Annotated in this window: 18 protein-coding genes and 2 tRNA genes; 14 read left to right on the forward strand and 6 right to left on the reverse strand. The window is 67.7% G+C overall.

Annotation, left to right across the window (positions count from 1 at the left end; translation table 11 throughout):
* Window positions 1–39 precede the first annotated feature (39 nt).
* The 4 genes from nadD to AC50X9_RS13340 all read left to right on the forward strand — a co-directional run bounded on the left by nadD (window position 40) and on the right by AC50X9_RS13340 (window position 2804).
* Window positions 40–684 carry a nicotinate-nucleotide adenylyltransferase gene (nadD, locus tag AC50X9_RS13325; RefSeq protein WP_494894268.1) on the forward strand — a complete coding sequence of 215 codons (645 nt, stop codon included), beginning with the start codon at window positions 40–42 and terminating at the stop codon, window positions 682–684.
* A 7-nt stretch (window positions 685–691) separates the two neighbouring features.
* Entirely contained in the window at window positions 692–2098 is a 1407-nt protein-coding gene (locus tag AC50X9_RS13330; RefSeq protein WP_494894241.1) for a hypothetical protein, read from the forward strand.
* An 88-nt stretch (window positions 2099–2186) separates the two neighbouring features.
* Window positions 2187–2588, forward strand: a complete 402-nt coding sequence (gene rsfS / locus AC50X9_RS13335; RefSeq protein ID WP_494894242.1) for a ribosome silencing factor — start codon at window positions 2187–2189, stop codon at window positions 2586–2588.
* 143 nt (window positions 2589–2731) lie between these two features.
* Window positions 2732–2804 (forward strand) — tRNA-Ala (locus AC50X9_RS13340).
* Between the two features lie 116 nt (window positions 2805–2920).
* Here AC50X9_RS13340 and AC50X9_RS13345 read toward each other — a convergent pair.
* Both AC50X9_RS13345 and AC50X9_RS13350 read right to left on the reverse strand, forming a co-directional pair.
* Window positions 2921–3412 carry a hypothetical protein gene (locus AC50X9_RS13345; protein WP_494894243.1) on the reverse strand — a complete coding sequence of 164 codons (492 nt, stop codon included), beginning with the start codon at window positions 3410–3412 and terminating at the stop codon, window positions 2921–2923.
* A gap of 35 nt (window positions 3413–3447) precedes the next feature.
* The gene (locus AC50X9_RS13350; protein WP_494894244.1) at window positions 3448–3852 is read right to left on the reverse strand and encodes a hypothetical protein; all 405 of its coding nucleotides are present in this window, start codon (window positions 3850–3852) and stop codon (window positions 3448–3450) included.
* Window positions 3853–4047: 195 nt separating this feature from the next.
* Here AC50X9_RS13350 and AC50X9_RS13355 point away from each other — a divergent pair.
* Window positions 4048–4120: transfer RNA gene (locus AC50X9_RS13355), tRNA-Ala, on the forward strand.
* Between the two features lie 15 nt (window positions 4121–4135).
* Here the strand turns inward: AC50X9_RS13355 and AC50X9_RS13360 are convergent.
* Window positions 4136–4597 carry a DoxX family protein gene (locus AC50X9_RS13360; RefSeq protein ID WP_494894245.1) on the reverse strand — a complete coding sequence of 154 codons (462 nt, stop codon included), beginning with the start codon at window positions 4595–4597 and terminating at the stop codon, window positions 4136–4138.
* A gap of 235 nt (window positions 4598–4832) precedes the next feature.
* On the opposite strand from AC50X9_RS13360, the gene AC50X9_RS13365 reads away from it, so the two are divergent.
* From AC50X9_RS13365 to AC50X9_RS13385, 5 genes are all read left to right on the forward strand, one after another.
* On the forward strand, window positions 4833–6137 hold the full coding sequence (locus tag AC50X9_RS13365; protein ID WP_494894246.1) for a DUF2254 domain-containing protein: 1305 nt from the start codon (window positions 4833–4835) through the stop codon (window positions 6135–6137).
* 475 nt (window positions 6138–6612) lie between these two features.
* Entirely contained in the window at window positions 6613–6966 is a 354-nt protein-coding gene (locus AC50X9_RS13370; protein WP_494894247.1) for a zinc ribbon domain-containing protein YjdM, read from the forward strand.
* Window positions 6967–6971: 5 nt separating this feature from the next.
* Window positions 6972–8141 (forward strand): NAD(P)-binding domain-containing protein, encoded by a 1170-nt coding sequence (locus AC50X9_RS13375; RefSeq protein ID WP_494894248.1) that lies wholly within the window; start codon window positions 6972–6974, stop codon window positions 8139–8141.
* A gap of 25 nt (window positions 8142–8166) precedes the next feature.
* Window positions 8167–9360, forward strand: a complete 1194-nt coding sequence (locus AC50X9_RS13380; protein ID WP_494894249.1) for a class I SAM-dependent methyltransferase — start codon at window positions 8167–8169, stop codon at window positions 9358–9360.
* Between the two features lie 135 nt (window positions 9361–9495).
* A complete protein-coding gene (locus tag AC50X9_RS13385) occupies window positions 9496–10698 on the forward strand; it encodes an ROK family transcriptional regulator (protein ID WP_494894269.1) in 1203 nt (400 codons plus the stop codon).
* 56 nt (window positions 10699–10754) lie between these two features.
* Here the strand turns inward: AC50X9_RS13385 and AC50X9_RS13390 are convergent, their stop codons facing one another.
* Window positions 10755–10952 (reverse strand): hypothetical protein, encoded by a 198-nt coding sequence (locus AC50X9_RS13390; RefSeq protein ID WP_494894250.1) that lies wholly within the window; start codon window positions 10950–10952, stop codon window positions 10755–10757.
* A 45-nt stretch (window positions 10953–10997) separates the two neighbouring features.
* On the opposite strand from AC50X9_RS13390, the gene AC50X9_RS13395 reads away from it, so the two are divergent.
* The 3 genes from AC50X9_RS13395 to metE all read left to right on the forward strand — a co-directional run bounded on the left by AC50X9_RS13395 (window position 10998) and on the right by metE (window position 14843).
* Window positions 10998–11129, forward strand: coding sequence for a hypothetical protein (locus tag AC50X9_RS13395; protein WP_494894251.1), 132 nt, complete (start codon window positions 10998–11000; stop codon window positions 11127–11129).
* Window positions 11130–11469: 340 nt separating this feature from the next.
* Window positions 11470–12444, forward strand: a complete 975-nt coding sequence (locus tag AC50X9_RS13400) for a methylenetetrahydrofolate reductase (RefSeq protein WP_494894252.1) — start codon at window positions 11470–11472, stop codon at window positions 12442–12444.
* 56 nt (window positions 12445–12500) lie between these two features.
* Entirely contained in the window at window positions 12501–14843 is a 2343-nt protein-coding gene (metE, locus tag AC50X9_RS13405) for a 5-methyltetrahydropteroyltriglutamate--homocysteine S-methyltransferase (protein WP_494894253.1), read from the forward strand.
* Between the two features lie 187 nt (window positions 14844–15030).
* Here metE and AC50X9_RS13410 read toward each other — a convergent pair whose 3' ends face one another.
* The gene (locus tag AC50X9_RS13410; protein ID WP_494894254.1) at window positions 15031–15537 is read right to left on the reverse strand and encodes a DUF2004 domain-containing protein; all 507 of its coding nucleotides are present in this window, start codon (window positions 15535–15537) and stop codon (window positions 15031–15033) included.
* A 99-nt stretch (window positions 15538–15636) separates the two neighbouring features.
* Between AC50X9_RS13410 and AC50X9_RS13415 the strand changes: the two genes are divergently transcribed.
* Window positions 15637–17055: an aldehyde dehydrogenase family protein gene (locus tag AC50X9_RS13415; protein ID WP_494894255.1), complete on the forward strand. Its 1419-nt coding sequence runs from the start codon at window positions 15637–15639 to the stop codon at window positions 17053–17055.
* 58 nt (window positions 17056–17113) lie between these two features.
* Here AC50X9_RS13415 and AC50X9_RS13420 read toward each other — a convergent pair whose 3' ends face one another.
* Window positions 17114–18046 (reverse strand): LysR family transcriptional regulator, encoded by a 933-nt coding sequence (locus tag AC50X9_RS13420; protein WP_494894256.1) that lies wholly within the window; start codon window positions 18044–18046, stop codon window positions 17114–17116.
* Window positions 18047–18139: the final 93 nt, after the last annotated feature.

Here is an 18139-nt window from a genome sequence, read left to right on the forward strand (position 1 = left end):
AAGCAGCGCGGCGCCCAGCGCCGCCTGCGGCTGGGTGTGATGGGTGGCACGTTCGATCCCATCCACCACGGCCACCTTGTCGCGGCCAGCGAAGTCGCGGCCAAGTTCGACTTGGACGAGGTGGTCTTTGTGCCCACCGGCCAGCCGTGGCAGAAGATGAGCAAGAAGGTCAGCGAGGCCGAGCACCGGTACCTCATGACCGTCATTGCGACCGCCTCAAACCCCCGCTTCACCGTCAGCCGCGTTGATGTGGACCGGCCCGGGCCGACATACACGATTGACACGCTCCGGGACCTGCACACGCTGCGTCCCGACGCGGACCTGTTCTTCATTACCGGAGCTGACGCCCTGGCGCAGATTCTGTCCTGGAAGGACATCGACGAGCTGTGGTCCCTCGCGCATTTTGTCGGCGTCACCCGTCCCGGCCACGTCCTGGACGGAATGGGCCGGAAGGACGTCAGCCTGCTTGAGGTTCCCGCTATGGCGATCTCCTCGACCGACTGCCGCACCAGGGTGGCGGACGGGAACCCCGTCTGGTATCTCGTCCCCGACGGCGTGGTTCAATACATCGCCAAATACCGACTTTACGGCGGCGACCCGGACACCGGGGACACCTCCGCCGGCAATGGCGCCGCACGCTATGATCGCAGCACCGAGATAGCCCAACCCGCCAGCACCGAATGAGTTTGCCATGAGTCAGGAACAGCCACCGATCCGCAGCCGTCGCGAACTGCGGCAGGCCAGAGATGAACGTCTGGAAGCGAACCAGGATGCCGGTACCCCGGGTCCCGGTGCGGTTCACCCTGCCTCCGAACGCCCGGCCCCGAAAACCCCAGCCGGCCCGCCGCCGTCCCCCACCGCTCCGCCGCTGACCCGCGCCGTGAAGCCCGACGAGCCGACAGAATCAGAAGTGAGCGGCCGCCGTCGAATTCCGGGCCCCGTGGACTCCATCCGCAGCACCACAGGCTCGGAACGGTCCTCACAGGTCCGCGCCCGGGACCGCGCCAACTTGCGCACCATCAAGGAGCTCGCCGAAAAAGAGGGCAACCTCGCCGGCGGCGGTCCGCTCACCCGGCGCCAGCTGCGGCTGCTGCAGTTGGCCGCCGAAACTGCTCCGGCGACCTCCGCCAACCTGATCGTCCCCGCCTCGCCGCGGACCCGCGCGACCCCGGTCGTGCCCCGGCCCGGCAAGGGCCCCGGCGCGGAGCCCGCTCCCGGCGCCAACGCTCCCGCCCCCGGCCCCGACGCCGCCGGGCAGAAGGCCAACACTCCCGCGGCCGGCGCCGCGGCCCCCCGGACGACCGACGCCGGCCCCGCCCGCCGCGGAGGTCAGGCTCCCGAGGGAATGACCGTGGAACAGGCCCTGGCCGCCCGGGAACTCCTGGCCGAGCAGGCCAAGAACCAGCTGGCCAAAATGGAGCACATCAACGCGACCGACCCTGACGCCGTCGACCCTGACGTGCTGGCGGAGCAGATTGCCCTGGCCGAGCGGGCCGCCGTGCTGAACCGGCGGGCCGCCGCGAAGCAGAAACTGGCCGAGCAGAACAGCGCACCGGAACCAGCGCGGAATGATCCCACCACCGCCAACAACCTGGCCATGGTGACGCCCCTGGAGTTCGTCCAGGTCCCCGGCGTGGAGCGGCCCGTCCTCAAGCGCCCTGCCACGTCCTACGTTCCGGTCGTCACCCACCCGGGTCCCCGGGTGGAGCCGGCCCGGAAGTCCGGCAACCGCCGTCCGGCGCCTTTCCGCCAGCGCGGTGATGGCTCCAGCGGCAGCCGCGCCGGAGTGCTGGCCCGCGCCGAAGCCGCCGCCCTTGCCGCCGCCGCACCGGGCGGAACCGCCAAGCCGGCAACCGGAGCTGAGGCCACAGCCCGGCAAGGCGCGGCCAACCCCGCCGCAGCCTTGTCAGAAGAAGACTTCACCGGCAGGGGACCCGTCGCGGCGAATGCCGCCTACGGGCTCGACCCCCTGGACGCGGCCACGGCCGGCCTCGGCCGGGCACGCCGCCTCCGCCTGGTGCAGCTGGCGGTGCTGGCCCTGGGCCTGATTGCGCTGATCGCCGGCATCACGCTGATCATCACCGGCCTCTCCGGTTAGTCAGCTTCGTTCCCGGCCGCGCTGTCTTGGCAGCAGGCCGTTCCACGCATTTTCACAACACAAGCTTTTCACCCCAACAAGGAGTCCCGTGACTGCAACAGATTCATCCATCGCCACAGCCCGCCACGCAGCCCGCGCTGCCGCGGAGAAACTCGCCGAGGACATCATCGCGATGGATGTCAGCGAGCGGCTGGCCCTGGCCGATATCTTCCTGATCGCCTCGGCACCGTCCGAGCGCCAGGTCAACGCCATCGTCGACGGCATTGAAGACGAGCTCTCCAAGTTCGAACTCAAGCCGATCCGCCGTGAAGGTCGCTCCGGCGGCCGCTGGGTCCTGCTCGACTACGGCGACATCGTCATCCACGTCCAGCACGAGGAAGACCGCGTCTTCTATGCACTGGAGCGACTCTGGAAGGACTGCCCAGTGGTGGACCTGCAGCTCGGCGACGACACCTCGGCGAAGGCAGCGGCTGCAGCCGACTCGGAGTAGCAGCCAGGCGTAAAAAGCAGAATATGCCCGATTTGGAATTTTCCAGCGGGCTGTTCTAAGATATTTGAGTTGCTTCGGAGAGATCCGGACAAAAGAGCCGGAGCCGAAAGCGCAAGCAGACGGGGTCGGAGCAACGAAAATTCGGGGCTGTGGCGCAGCTGGTAGCGCACCTGCATGGCATGCAGGGGGTCAGGGGTTCGAGTCCCCTCAGCTCCACCGGACAATCCGCCGGAATCGAAAGATTCCGGCGGATTTTTTTATGGTCTGAAGTAGTCTCCGTTCCACAAATTGGCGGCATGCGCGCGATGTCAAGCTGAGTGGAGTCACTTGGGTTAGCTTGTGACGGTTTCGTCGGGGAGATGATTGATCCCGACGACGCCGGCTGGTGCCTGGAACCTGGGATCACAGACCAACATCGGCATAATCACAACGTCGGCATAACAACTCCAGACCTGCCCGGGCCCGGTCGCTATCAGCACCGGCTTCTCCCGGGGCGTTCTGGACCCCCGCCCCGTGGGCGCGATGGGGCGTGCGCTCTGGTCCTCAATATCGGCTGCGATACGCCACCATGACCGGCGCCCGGCAAGCATCACACCCTCGTCCCAGACGGACGCGAACGTGTGATCGACCGCGTGCCCGTTGGCCCAGCCCGCCGTGATCTTCTCCGCGATCGCGGTCCGATCGACCGTGGAGATGCGGGACGGGTAAGCACGATCCTTCTGCAGGACCGGCTCGGATACCCGGGCGCGGGGCTTGTGCCGGTACTGCCATGTGGATCGTGCGACGCCGGCGATAGCCAACGCGCTACGTTGCGAGCCTGTCATGCGCGTTAGCTCCGCGACGAGCTCGTTCTCCAGCGTCAGGAATTGGACGAGTCGGGGGTCATCGGGTTGTCTGCGGGCTCTTCCTCGCTCATCGCGTGCAAGAGCCCGATAGCTTTTCCCAGCGCGGTGTTGGTCTCCTCCAACTCGCGCACACGCCCGCTCAGCTTTGCGACCTCAGCCGCGTGTGCTTCGCGCTCAGCAGCACGCAATTTCGCCAGCGCTGTGCGCTTATCCGGTGGAATAGTCATCTGACTACCATCTCGCGGAATCAACCCACGGTCGAGGTCACCCTCGAACACCGCGCTCCGCCAACGCCGCAGCCTGTGATAGCTGACCTCGCGCTCTGCCAGCCAGACACCTTTCTGCCCCTGCGGCACGCTCTGATAGTCATGAACGAACTCGAGGATCTCCGCCGCCGTGAACCCTGGACTAATAGACATTCCCTTGCCTCCTACTGATCATGAACTGACTCACAACCAGCTTGACGTAGAGGGATGCCGGCCCTTTTGGCCGCTGACCGGCTCCTTTGTCACCGTCGGGCGTGCCGATTCGCGTGAACCGGAAATGTGGTTTAAGATAAACAGGTTGCTTCAGGGAAGACGGTCCTTCGCGGGACGGAATTCCCCGGCAAATTCGGGGCTGTGGCGCAGCTGGTAGCGCACCTGCATGGCATGCAGGGGGTCAGGGGTTCGAGTCCCCTCAGCTCCACCGAAGAGGTCCTGCTCACTGAGCAGGGCCTCCTTTGTTTTGCCGCCGGGACCGCCAGGCGCCCGTGCACCACAGCGCCCACAGCACCAGCAGCGGCTGGAAGAGCAGGCGGAGTCCGCGGCTCAGGTCAGAATTGAGGCCGAATGAATCGGTGCCGGTGGCGAACTGTGAGATGTTTCCCGGGAAGATTGCCACGAAGAAGGCCGCAACAATCCAGCCGATGGCAGCCCGCCACCGCTGGAGCAGCAGCAGGCTCAGGCCCAGGGCAATCTCCACCAGTCCCGAGGCGACCACCACAAAGTCCTTGTCCAGCGGAAGCCAGGCCGGCACCTGCGCATAGAACGCCTCCCGGCTCCACCAGAGGTGGCTGGCGCCGGCCAGAACAAGGAACACGCCCAGCACCAGCCGGCCGGCGGTCCGCAAGCCGGCGTGCAGCCGGGAGTCCGCGCGGCCGGATTGAACGGGGGGCCGTGCCATGGTGTGCCGCCTTCGCTGGGGTTGGGCCAGCTTAGCAATGCAGCTTGAAAAGCCCCTGGCCCCCAGCACTGCCGAAATGTTGTTATTCCATGGCTGAATTTGGTGGTTTGGCCTGGGACGCTGCGCGTGTTAGACATGGCTCAGACCCAGTCCTCCCACGCGAGTAGGAAGTTATGGCTGAAACGCCTTGGATGCCACCCGGTTGCAGCCGATGAACGGGCGTACGGCGCGATGGATGGATGCGCTGCGCACACACTTATGGCCTCTTCCGGTGGCGGCAGTCGCCCTGGCCGTCGCCCTGGGAACGATGGTGCCCGCCTTGGACGCTGCCGTCGACGGTCATTTGCCCGGGGTCGTTGCCGTTCTCCTCTTCAGCGGTGGACCCGAGGCGGCAAGGTCCGTCCTGCAGGCCATTTCCGGGTCACTCATCACCGTTACGTCCCTGACGTTCTCCCTGACAGTCGTCACGCTGCAGCTGGCCAGCAGCCAGTTCTCGCCACGGTTGCTAAGGACCTTCACCTCGGACCGGTTCGTCCACATCACGCTGGCCCTGTTTCTGGCTGCGTTCGCTTACTCTTTAACTGTCCTTCGAAGTGTGCGCGGCGAGGGCAACGGGAACCAGGCGTTTGTCCCTGAGATCTCCGTCACTGTGGCTTTCGGGCTGGCCATTGCCAGCGTCATCGGCCTCGTGCTGTTCCTGGCACACCTCACCCGGGAAATCCGCGTGGAGACGATGATGCGGCGGGTCAACGTCGAAACGCAGGGGACCATAAACCGCGTCTTCCCCCAGGACCGCTCCAGCCGAGGACCGGAACCGGCACCTGTCCAGACGGCATTCCTTATCAAATCCGCCCGCTCCGGATTCCTGACATCGCTGGATAAAGCATCGCTCATGCAGGCGGCCGCCGACGTGGGAGGAGTCATAAGGCTAGACCGTGAACCGGGAAGTTCCCTGGTCGAAGGCGTTCCCTTCGCGACCGCATGGCCGGTCAAGGCCGGGGAAACCTTCACACCTGCAATCCGGGAAGAGCTGGGAACCAGAGTCAACTCCGCCGTCGCAACGGGGTTTGAACGAACCAACGTCCAGGACGTCGGATTCGGGTTCCGCCAGCTGGTCGACGTCGCCGCACGGGCACTTTCCCCAGGGATCAACGACCCCACCACGGCAGTGCACATCATCGGGCACCTCTCCGCGCTCCTGTGCCGCCTGACGGAGAGAAACCCCGGCCCCGAGCACCTCACTGATGACGAGGGGCGGGTAAGGGTGGTAGTCGCACTGCCCACATTCAAGGACCTTCTGGATATGGCCATGAACCAGCCCAGGCTATATGGCGCGGCGGACCCCGTCGTGGCCGGGCGCCTCCTTGCACTCCTCCAGGAGCTCACCTGGTGCGACCGGAGCGGCCAATATCGGACGGAAATCCTGGAACACCGGGGACGGATGCGCGCGGCTATCGGCGTCGGAAAATACTCACCAGCCGAACGACAGCATCTTCTGGACCTGGCAGACGCTGTGGGCTCCACCCAACCCTATGACTGAGTATCCCCGACCTCTTTCGCTGCTGTTGGCTCAGCGGTTCAGCTTTGTTCTAGGCCTCGGGAGGATGTTTCTGCTCCAGTCACTTTTCCGTAAACACAAGGCAAGCCAGGAGGGTCATGAATGAGTCACCGTCCCCGGCACCGGGCAGGAGAGAAGTCCGTCGGAGGCTGTGGGGAGCGCTCGGCGGGGGAACCGCAGGCTTTGTGCTGGCATCCGTCGTATACCTGTTGATCACTCCTGTACTGGAAGCCAGCACCGGGTTGCTCCGGGAGCTGCAAGGTCTGTTGTGGAATCTTGTTCCAGGCCTCACGGTGCTCGGCGGCGTCACCGGATGGATGTTAGCTGGCCCCAGACGCCCGCGCTGAACACGGCAACTGCTAACCACAAAGTCCTTGAGCATCGGGAGCCGGGGCGGCGGCTTAGCAATGCCGCCGCACAGGCCCCTGGCCCGACCGGCTGGACTAAGATTGGGGACGTGAATGAGACCCTGCCCCCGTGCCCCGAATGCTCCAGCGAGTACACCTACGAGATGGGGGCGCTCCTGGTCTGCCCGGAGTGCGCGCATGAGTGGTCGCCGGCCGCGGAGCCGGAGTCCGAGGACCAGGAAGCGAAGCCGATCAAGGACGCCGTCGGCAACATCCTTGCCGACGGGGACACCGTGACGGTCATCAAGGACCTCAAGATCAAAGGCAGTTCCACCGTGATCAAGGTCGGCACCAAGGTCCGCGGCATCCGGCTCGTCAACGGCGTCGGCGACCACGACATCGACTGCAAGGTCGACGGCGTCGGGCCCATGCAGCTTAAATCCAGCGTCGTCAAGAAGATCTGAGCCCCATGCCAGCGGGGCTTGACGGCCCGGACCGGTCCGCCGACGTCGTGGTGATCGGCGCCGGCCAGGCGGGGCTCTCCGCCGCTTACCACCTGCAACGCCGGGGCCTTGTCCCGGCAGGGACCGGACCGGCAGACCCTGACCCCGCGGGCGGACCGGCCATGACCTACACCGTCCTGGACGCCGAGGAAGGCCCGGGCGGCGCCTGGCGCCACCGCTGGAAGAGCCTCCGGATGGCCACGGTGAACGGCATCAGCGACCTGCCCGGCATCCCGCAGCCCTCCGTCGACCCGAGGGAAGCCAGCTCAAGCTTCCTGACCCGCTATTTCGGCGGGTACGAAGACCAGCTCGCGCTGGCCATCGAACGTCCCGTCAAGGTCCGGGCCGTTTCCCGCGAGGACACCGACACGGCCGGGCGGCTGCGGATCAGCACCTCCCACGGCGACTGGTCCGCCCGGGCCATCATCAACGCCACCGGGACCTGGACCCGGCCGTTCTGGCCGATCTACCCCGGCCAGGCCTCCTTCCGCGGACGGCAGCTGCACGTCGCGGACTACGTTTCCGCCGAGGAGTTCCGCGGCCGGCACGTGATCGTGGTCGGCGGCGGCATCTCCGCCGTCGGCCTGCTCGACGAGATCTCCCAGGTCACCAGCACCAGCTGGTTCACCCGCCGGGAACCGGTCTGGCGGGACGCCCCCTTCGACCGGCAGGCCGGGCACGACGCCGTAGCCCTCGTCGAGGAGCGCGTCCGGCAGGGCCTGCCGCCGCAAAGCGTCGTGGCGGTGACCGGACTGATCTGGACCCCGGCGCTGCGCGCGGCCGCCGCCCGGGGCGCACTGGAGCGCCGCCCCATGTTCAGCGCCATCGAACCCGGGGGAGTGCGGCTGGCGGACGGCAGCTTCCTGGCCGCCGACGTGATCCTCTGGGCCACCGGATTCCGGGCCGAGCTGGAACACCTCGCCCCGCTGCACCTGCGCGGCCCCGGCGGCGGGATCGCCATGGACGGCACCCAGGTGGCCGTCGAGCCGCGGGTCCACCTGGTCGGCTACGGGCCGTCCTCCTCCACCATCGGCGCCAACCGCGCCGGCCGGACCGCGGTGGCCGGCATCCTGCATTTACTGCGGGAGCAGGATAAGTTTGCGGGGGCCCGCAACCTCACGGCCCCAACACCCTGACTCACAAAAAGGCGGCAGCTCGCGCGTGGCGGACGACACTCTTGAATCCCTCTTCTCCCGGCTGGCCAGATTCCCCGACGTGGAAGCGGCCAACCTGCAGGCCTGGGACGCCACGGACCGGCTCCTGCTGGCCGCCGGAGTGCTGCAGCGCGGCAGCAGAATCGCCATCGTGGGGGACCGCTACGGTGCGCTAACCCTCGGCGCCCTCGCCCCCGGCCCCGGTTCACTCGCCTCCGACGCCGGCCCTCTCGCCTCCGACGCCGGCTCCGGCGGCGGGACCGCTTCGGTCCGGGTGCACCAGGACCTCATCACCGGCGAGCGTGCCCTCCGCCGCAACGCCGCGACACTGGGCATCGACGGCGGCTTCGAACAGCTCCCGCTAGGGGCCAGCCTGCTGGCGGGGGCGAACCTGGTGCTCCTCCAGCTGCCCAAGTCCCTCGCGGAGCTTGAAGAGATTTCCGACGCCGTCGCCCGCCACGCGGCCCCCGACGTCGTGCTGCTGGCTGGCGGCCGGGTCAAACACATGAGCCTGGGCATGAACGCCGTCCTCGAGCGCTACTTCAGCGAGGTCCAGCCCCAGCATGCCCGGCAAAAATCCCGGGTCCTGCTGGCCCGCGGACCCCGGCCCCCCGCGGGCCCGCCGCCGTTCCCCGTCGCCGAGCCCAACACCGAGCTGGGACTGACAGTCTGCGCCCGCGGTGCCGTGTTTGCCGGCACCGGGCTGGACATCGGCACCCGCTTCCTGCTCGAGTTCCTGCCGCAGATGCCGGCCGCACGGCACGCCGTCGACCTCGGCTGCGGCACCGGGATCCTCGCCGCCATGTACGCCCGCAGCAACCCGGGGGCCCGCGTCACGGCCACCGACCAGTCCGCGGCCGCCGTCGACTCCGCCCGGGCGACTGCCGAAGCCAACGGGCTCGCCGACCAGATCACCGTCCGCCAGGACGACGCCATGGAACTGCTGCCGGCCGGTGACGCCGATCTGATCCTGCTCAACCCGCCCTTCCACGCAGGCGCGGCGGTGCATGCCGGGGCCGGCCTCAAACTCATCGAGGCGGCCGGACGCGTCCTCGCTCCCGGCGGGGAGCTGTGGACGGTGTTCAACAGCCACCTTCACTACCAGCCTGCGCTGCAGCGGCTGATCGGCCCGACCCGCGAGGTTGGCAGGAACCCGAAATTCACCGTGACCGCCAGCATCCGGAAATCCGCCGAAGTGTGAAGCAGCGCGCGTGGGTGGCCACGGGGGCGTAACGTACGATTCTGACATAAGCAGTGCGCAGCCAAAGACGTTTAGGGGTTATCAGTGTCTGAGATCCGCCAGCCCTCGCCGCGGCGCGGAACCAATCTGCCCCGTATGGGGGATTTCAACCTCACGGTGATCCTCGACGCCATCCGGCGTTCCCCGGCAGGATTGAGCCGGGTCGAGCTGGCCCAGATCGTGGGGCTGTCCCCGCAGACCATCTCCAACATCTCGCGCCGGCTGCTGGACCAGGAACTCATCTATGAGGCCGGCAAGGAAGGCACCGGACCCGGCAAACCCCGGACCATGCTCCGGCTTAATTCCACCGGAATGTACGCTGTGGGCGTCCACCTGGACCCGGCAGTCACCACGTTCGTGGTGCTGGACCTGGTCGGTGCCGTCGTCAAGCACTCCCGGATCAAGACCCCGTCCGGCACCGACGCCGGAGCCGTCATCGACACCATCGCCGCAGAAATCAAGCAGCTCATCTCGGATTCCGGCGTCGACCCGGCAAGGATCGCCGGCCTGGGCATCGCCTCGCCCGGCCCGATCGACCTCGAGGAGGGCACCGTCGTGGACCCGCCGCTCCTGCTCGGCTGGGACCGGGTGCCGCTCCGCGACGCCCTCGCCGCGGCCACCGGCCTGTCCACCATCGTTGACAAGGACGTCACCAGTGCCGCCGTGGCGGAGACCTGGGCAGGCGGACCGAGCGGCGCCGGCAGCTTCATCTTTATGTACATGGGGACCGGAATCGGGTGCGGCATCGTGCTGAACGATGAAGTCGTGCGCGGCACCTCAGGGAACGCCGGCGAAATCGGGCACATCATCGTCGACCCTGACGGCGCACCCTGTGACTGCGGACTGCGCGGCTGCATCAAATCCACCTGCATCCCGCAGGTGCTGGTGGCCCAGGCGGTCGACGCGGGCGTGCTGGCCGGACCCCTCGAACACATGATCGGTCCCGCCCTGCAGGAGAGCTTCCTCGAACTTTGTGCCGCCGCCGGCGCCGGAGACCCGCGGGCTACGGACATCATCGACCGCTCCGCAGTGCTTGTCGCCCGAGCGGTCTCCTCCGTTACCAACGTCCTGGACGTGGACCGTGTGGTCTTCGGAGGACCGTTCTGGACCTGCCTATCGCAGCGCTACCTGGAACGGATCCCTGAGCTCGTCCGGGAAGGCAGCGCCACCCGGAAGATCCATGAGATCGAGGTGGTTGGCACCGGCGTCGGCGAGGATGTCGGCGCGGTCGGGGCAGCCTGCCTCGTGCTGGAACACACGCTGGCACCCCGCTCGCAGCGGCTCCTGCTGGGGGACTAGCGCTGAAAAGCCCCGCCCTGGGGGACTAGGACAGGCCGCGGCCCGGGGCTATGCCGTCAGTCGATGTCCTCGACGACAGTGCCGAACGGGATCGAATCGTCCAGGTGCGCCTGGTGGTCGTGTGGATGCACCACCACCCGGACCCCATGCAACCTGTCCGCCGCCGACTGCATCAGAATCGGCCGGACCGTGTTGATGAAACTCTCGCTCTTGCCGGCGAGATACTGCTGGTAGCTGGCTGGAAGCTGGATCATGGCAAAAGGATAGTCCTGCGCAGGCACAATGGGGAGGGCTCCCATTTGCCGGAGGCGCAGCCTGAGCAGCTCGAGGACTCCGGAAAATCGGCCCAGCGGGAGAGCAGCCGCGGTCCGGAACGGGAAGAGTATCTCGACGGCACGGTCACCGGACCGCTCACGGACAAGCCGTGGTGAGCCCCCGGGCGAAGAATGTTCTGTGCGGGGCCGGAATGGGGCGTAAAGGTGCGTCTTAATTCGGCAGCCGACTTGAACCGTTTGCCGGGGGGCCCTAGAGTTCTATCCAAGTTACCTCAGTAACGTGTCAGCGATCCTCCGCTGAAGGTCTGCCCCACGGCGGCCGAGGAGGGTGTGGGTGCCCCCATGTGGGCCTGACATTTGCTCACGGAAAACTTCGTATCAGGCGTAACAGTCGCGGCTGCGTCCTGCTGGAGTTTCCTCCGTGTTCCCCAAACTCAATTCACCGACGGACCCCTTGACCGGGCACAGCTGTCGGTGTTCACAGCCAAGGACGCAAATGTCTCCACCAAGCCTTATTGACACCCATCCAAATCTGGCCGGCACGGCCCCGGTCGCACTGTCCTATGAGCTGTTTCCGCCGCGGTCCGCCGCGGCCGCGGAGTCGCTCTGGACCACCATCGGCGAACTGGAAGCCACGGATCCGGACTACGTGTCCGTGACCTACGGCGCCAGCGGCTCCAACCGGAACACCGCCGTCGAACTCATCAACCGCCTCGTCCAGGAAACCACCCTGCGGCCGCTGGCGCACCTGACCTGCGTCGGGAACTCCCCGCAGGAGCTCGCCGACATCATCGGCGAACTGCTCGACGTCGGCGTGCGCGGCATCCTGGCCCTGCGCGGCGACCAGCCCAAGGACGGCAGCGTCCCCGCCGAGGGATCGCTGCGCTACGCCCAGGACCTGATCGAGCTCATCCGCCGGGTCGAACAGCGCCGCTCCGCGCTGCTGTGCGCCGGCAAGGTCGCCGTCGGCGTCGCCGCTTACCCCACCCGGCACCCGGAATCCCCGAGTGAGGCGCATGACGTCGAGGTGCTGCTCGCCAAGCAGCGTTCCGGCGCCGACTTCGCGATCACCCAGGTCTTTTTCCACACCGAGCAGTACGCGGACCTGCTGACCCGGGCACGCCGGGCCGGCGTCACGATCCCGATCATCCCGGGTGTTATGCCGCTTACCAGCCTCCGGCGGCTCGCCCGGCTCAGCGAACTGACCGGCGTCGACCCCGACCCGGTACTTATCGGACGGCTCTCCGCCGCCGATACCGACGCCGAGCGCACCCGGATCGGGGTCAGCGCCACCGTGGACCTGGCCAACGCGGCCCTGGACGCCGGCGCCCCCGGACTGCACCTCTACACCTTCAATGAACACGCCGCGGCCCTTGACGTGCTGGACAAGCTCGCGCTGCCCCGCCCGCGAAGGCGCAACCGGCACAGTACCCACCAGCGCAACCACGGCCGCCGCCAGCTCGCCAGCTGACCGCGGCACCACAACTTCCCTCCGCACCACACCCCCAACACCTAGGGACTTTCGCCATGACTGAACAGATCACGCTCAACCCCACTCCGTTCCCGGCTGCCTCGATCCTGGGCTACCCGCGCATCGGCCGCCGCCGCGAACTCAAGAAGGCCGTGGAGGCCTACTGGGCCGGCAAGATCGACGCCGCCGCCCTTGACGCCGCTGCCAAGGAAATCCAGCTCGGCACCGCCCGGCGCCTCACGGACCTCGGCCTCACCGAAGCCGCCGCCGTTCCCGGCACCTTCTCCTACTACGACCAGGTGCTCGACGCCGCCGCCCACCTCGGCGCCGTTCCCGCCCGCTTCGGCAACCTCCTGGACGCGCAGGGCCAGCTCGACATCGACGGCTACTTCACCCTCGCCCGTGGCAACAAGGACCAGCAGCCGCTCGAAATGACCAAGTGGTTCGACACCAACTACCACTACCTCGTTCCGGAAATCGGACCGGAGACGGACTTCTCGCTCACCTCCAACCGGATCGTTGAGGAATTCACCTACGCCCTCGCCAACGGCGTCGAGACCCGCCCGTACCTCGTGGGCCCGGTCACCTTCCTGCTGCTGAGCAAGGCCTCCGACGGCGCCCCGGCCGGCTTCAGCCCGCTGTCCCGCCTCGAGGACGTCCTGCCGGTCTACACCGCCCTGCTGGAGAAGCTGGCCGCCGCCGGCGCGAGCTGGGTCCAGCTCGACGAGCCCGCCCTCGTGGTGGACCAGGACACTCCGGCCGAGGCGATCCAGGCCGCCGTCGCCCGCTCCTACGAGGTCCTCTCCGCCACCGCCAACCGCCCGCAGCTGTTCGTCTCCACCCCGTACGGTGCGCTTAACGGCCAGCTCGGCACCCTCGCCGCGACCGGCATCGACGCCCTGCACCTCGACGTCTTCAAGGGCGGGGTGCCCTCCGCCGCGGCCCTGGCCGCCCTGGCCAACAAGACCCTCGTCGCCGGCGTCGTGGACGGCCACAACATCTGGCTCAACGACCTTGCTGCCTCGGCGGAGAAGATCGCCGAGCTGAAGAAGTCCGTCGCCAAGCTGGCCGTCAGCACCTCCACCACCACCGCGCACGTCCCGCACGACGTCGACGAGGAAACCCAGCTCTCCGGGCAGCTGCGCAGCTGGCTCGCGTTCGCGGACCAGAAGACGGCCGAGGTCGTCACCCTCGCCGGCCTGCTGACCGACCCGGCAGCTGTCCAGCCGGCCATCGATGAGGCCACCCGCATCATCGCCGACCGCGCCGCAGCCGACGGCGTCCGCCGCGCCGAGGTCCGGAACCGCACCGCGGCCCTGACCGACGCCGACTTCAGCCGCTCCGCCTACGGCGTCCGCGAAGCCGCGCAGACCAAGGCGCTGCACCTGCCGCCGCTGCCCACGACCACGATCGGTTCCTTCCCGCAGACCGGCGAGATCCGCACCGCCCGGGCCCGCGCGAACAAGGGCGAGCTCAGCACCGAACAGTACAAGCAGCTGATGAAGGATGAGATCAAGCGTGTGGTGAAGCTCCAGGAAGAGCTCGGCTTCGACGTCCTGGTCCACGGCGAGCCCGAACGCAACGACATGGTGCAGTACTTCGCCGAGAACCTCGACGGCTTCGACGTCACGGTGCACGGCTGGGTCCAGTCCTACGGCTCACGCTGCACCCGCCCCTCGATCCTGTGGGGCGACGTCACCCGCAGCGCCCCCATCACGGTGGAATGGGCCGAGTACGCGCAGTCCCTCACCAGCAAACCGATGAAGGGCATGCTCACCGGCCCGGTCACCATCCTGGCGTGGTCCTTCGTCCGCGACGACCAGCCCCTGGGCGAGACCGCCAACCAGGTGGCCCTCGCGCTCCGCGACGAGATCGCCGGCCTCGAAGCCGCCGGCATCAAGATCATCCAGGTCGACGAGCCCGCCCTGCGCGAACTCCTGCCGCTGCGCAAGGCCGACCAGGCCGCGTACCTGGACTGGTCGGTGAAGTCGTTCCGGCTCGCCACCGCCGGTGCCGGGGACGCCACCCAGGTCCACACCCACCTGTGCTACTCGGAGTTCGGTGCCATCATCGACGCGATCGACGGCCTCGACGCCGACGTCACCTCGATCGAGGCCGCCCGCTCCCGGATGGAGGTCGTCCACGACCTCGAGTCCCACGGCTTCGGCCGCGGCGTGGGCCCGGGCGTCTACGACATCCACTCCCCGCGCGTCCCGGGCGAGCAGGAAGTCACCGAACTGCTCAGCACCGCGGTCAAGCACGTCCCGTCCCGCCAGCTCTGGGTCAACCCGGACTGCGGCCTGAAGACCCGCGGCTACGCCGAGACCGAGGAGTCCCTGCGCAACCTGGTCACCGCCACCAAGACAGTCCGCGCCGGGCTGCTGCAGGCGGCCCAGTAGCACGCAGCTGCCCTGACCAGCTGGACTGACAGCTGGGTTAGCGAACGCTGAACCAACGACGCCGGCCGGCCACCTTCGAGAGGTGACCGGCCGGCGTCGTACCTTCTTATTCATCGACTGCTGAGCAGAAGCCCTTTAGACCCCTCAAAAGGGCCGTTGCGGAGCAATGGATTGGAGCTTAATCGGTTCAGGACTCCCAGAGGATCTCGTCGTCCACGACGCCGTCCTCGTCCGCGGAGGCCACCAGGACCTCGTCGGTGAAGTGCTTGCCGAGGGTGAAGTCCAGGACGAAGTAGCGTTCCGGCTGGCCGGGGAAGATGCCCACATGGCCCAGCTTCAGCGCCTTGAGGAAGACCGCGTCGGTGAGCTGGCTCTTGTCCTCGACGCCGAACACTGTCTTCAGGTACTCGTCCTTGATCGCGTTGCAGTGGAAGTGCCGGTACTCCTGCGGGCTGGTGCCGTCCTGCTCGAGCTCGTCGGCGATCATTTCGCGGACCTGGTCCACGAGTTCAGGCAGGAAGCGCAGCCGGTAGTCAACCTTGTGCAGCGCCGCTTCATCGAAGCGGTCATGCGCGTTGACATTCAGGTCAAGCTCCACGGTCTCGCCCGCCAGTTCGTGCTTGGCGGTGAAGTTATGGTCCCTGCCGTGGTTAAGCTCGACCTCTCCGAAGTGCTTGCTCGCTACCTTGTTCATATCTTCAACATAGTCCTCAAATCCGGCCCGTTCCAGCATTCCCAAGGTTTTATCCGGTACCGGACCCGGCAGGGCGCCCGGTGCCGGTACATTGGGCGGATGCAAAACGTTGCCCCCGCCGTCGCCCGAGCCCGTGAACTGTTCGACACCGGCGCCACCCGTCCGCTCGCCTGGCGGCTCGAGCAGCTGGGCAGCCTGCGCCGGATGCTGGCCGAACGCCAAACGGAATTCGCCGAAGCGCTGGACAGCGACCTGGGCAAACACGCCACCGAGGCCCTGCTGACGGAAATCGGCTTCGCCACGGCCGAAATCGTGCACCTGGAAAAGAACCTTGAGGCCTGGCTGCGGCCACGCCCCGTCCCCGTGCCGCTTGCCGTGCAGCCGGCCAAGGCCTGGACCGAGCTGACCCCGCTGGGCGTTGTCCTGGTGATCGGCCCATGGAACTACCCGCTGCAGCTGCTGCTCGCCCCGCTGGCCGGTGCCCTCGCCGCCGGCAACACCGTGGTGCTCAAGCCGAGCGAACACGCCCCGGCCACTTCGGCGGCGCTGGCCCGCTGGATCCCGGAATACCTGCCCGGCGCGGCGGAGGTCGTGGAGGGCGGCATCCCGGAAACCACCGCCCTGCTGGCGATGCGCTTCGACCACATCTTCTTCACCGGCGGAGAGGCCGCCGGCAAGGTGGTGCTGCGCGCCGCGGCGGAGCACCTGACCCCGGTCACCCTGGAACTGGGCGGCAAGTCCCCGGCGTACGTGGACGCCACCACGGACCTGGCGAAGGCCGCCAAACGGCTCGCCTGGGGCCGGTTCCTGAACGCCGGCCAGACCTGCGTGGCGCCGGACTACATCCTGGCCACCGAGGACGTGCTGGTGCCGCTGGAACGCGAACTGGTCAAGGCGATCGGCGCGCTGTTCGGCCCGGACGCCTCGCGCAGCGAGTCCTACGGCCGGATCGTCAACGACCGGCACTTCGCCCGGATCGCAGCCCTCGCGGACGGCAGCACCGTGGTCCACGGCGGCGAACGGAACGCCGCCAGCCGCCACTTCGCCCCCACCCTGCTCCGGCCCGCCCCGGGTGACGCCGTGATGGGAGAGGAGATCTTCGGACCGTTGCTGCCGCTGGTCCCGGTCGCCGGGCGGGATGAAGCCATCCGGATCATCAACGACGGCGCCAAACCGCTGGCGCTGTACGTGTTCAGCAACGACGCCGAGACCCGCCGGGCCTTCTCCGAACGCACCTCCTCGGGGGCGCTGTGCTTCGACGTCCCGGCGGCGCACCTGATGGTGCCCGGCCTGCCGTTCGGCGGGGTCGGCGGCAGCGGGATGGGCGCCTACCACGGGGAGCACTCGCTGAAGACGTTCTCGCACGAACGCTCCACCCTGGCCAAGCCGTTCCGGCCGGACACCCTGGAACTGATCTACCCGCCCTACACCCGGACCAAGCACCGGATTGCCAGCGCCCTCGCCGGCACTGGAACAAGCCTGCGGCAGCAGCTGATGCAGCGGTTCCGGAAGGGCTGACTCAGCGCCCGTGCGTTGAATCGGCGCCCGTGCGTTGAATCGGCGCCCCTGCGCTGAGTCAGCCCCTGCGCTGGCCCGCGGGCTTCAGGGCCGGGGAGTTGAAGGTGTCCCCGAGCAGGTCGAGGAAGAGCTGGACCTGCGCGGTCTGCTTCTCATTGATCAGCAGGGCAAAGACGTTGCGCGCCAGCCGGATCTCGGGAACGTCCAGCACCACCACCCCGGCCGGGCGGTGCAGCAGCGCAAGCTCCGGAACCAGCGCCGCGCCGAGCCCCGCCGCGGCCATCTCGAGGCTGGCGTGGAAGTCATCGCTGTAGGCCACCACCCGCGGGTGCAGGTTACAGCTGGCAAAGAGCCGCTCGATCACGGTCGCGTCGGAGGTGCCCGGGTGGTGCACAATCCACGGCATGTCGGACAGGTGGTCGGCCGCGACCTTCGAATCCGTGCCGATGCCCCAGGCCGCGGGCAGCACCACCCGGAAGTCGTCGTCGCCGATCCACTGCCGGTTGACGGTGTGCGGCCAGGCCAGGCCGGACTGGCCCACCTGGTAGACCAGGGCGACGTCGAGTTCGCCGCCGGTGCGCAGGCCCTGGATGGTCTGGGCCGGCTCCGCCACGGACACCCGCAGGTCGATGCCGAGCTTCTTCCAGGCCGGGTTGGCGAGGATCCGCGGCAGCACATAAGTGGCCAGGCTGGGGAAAATACCGAGCCGGAGTTCCTGCCGGGTGGTGTCCCCGGTGCGGGACGCCGCCGCCATCAGCGCCTCGATATCGGTGAGGACCTTCGCCGCGTGCCGGGTCATGACCAGGGCGGCTTCGGTGGGCTGGATGCTGCGGGCGGAGCGCTGGAACAGCTCGACGCCGGTGTCGCGCTCCAGGGCGGACATCTGCTGGGAGACCGCCGACGCCGTGTACCCGAGCCGGGTGGCGGCCGCCGCGAAGGAGCCCATCCGGGTGACTTCGACAAGGGTCCGCAGGTGGACGGGGTTAATCAAGGGTTGCCCTTCGCCTAATTCCGGTGAGCCGGGACCGCAATCCCGCTTCATTCTGGCACATTTGGCAGAAGTGGAAATTGTTGGAAGCCGGAC

The organism is Pseudarthrobacter sp. HLT1-3 (assembly GCF_059383535.1).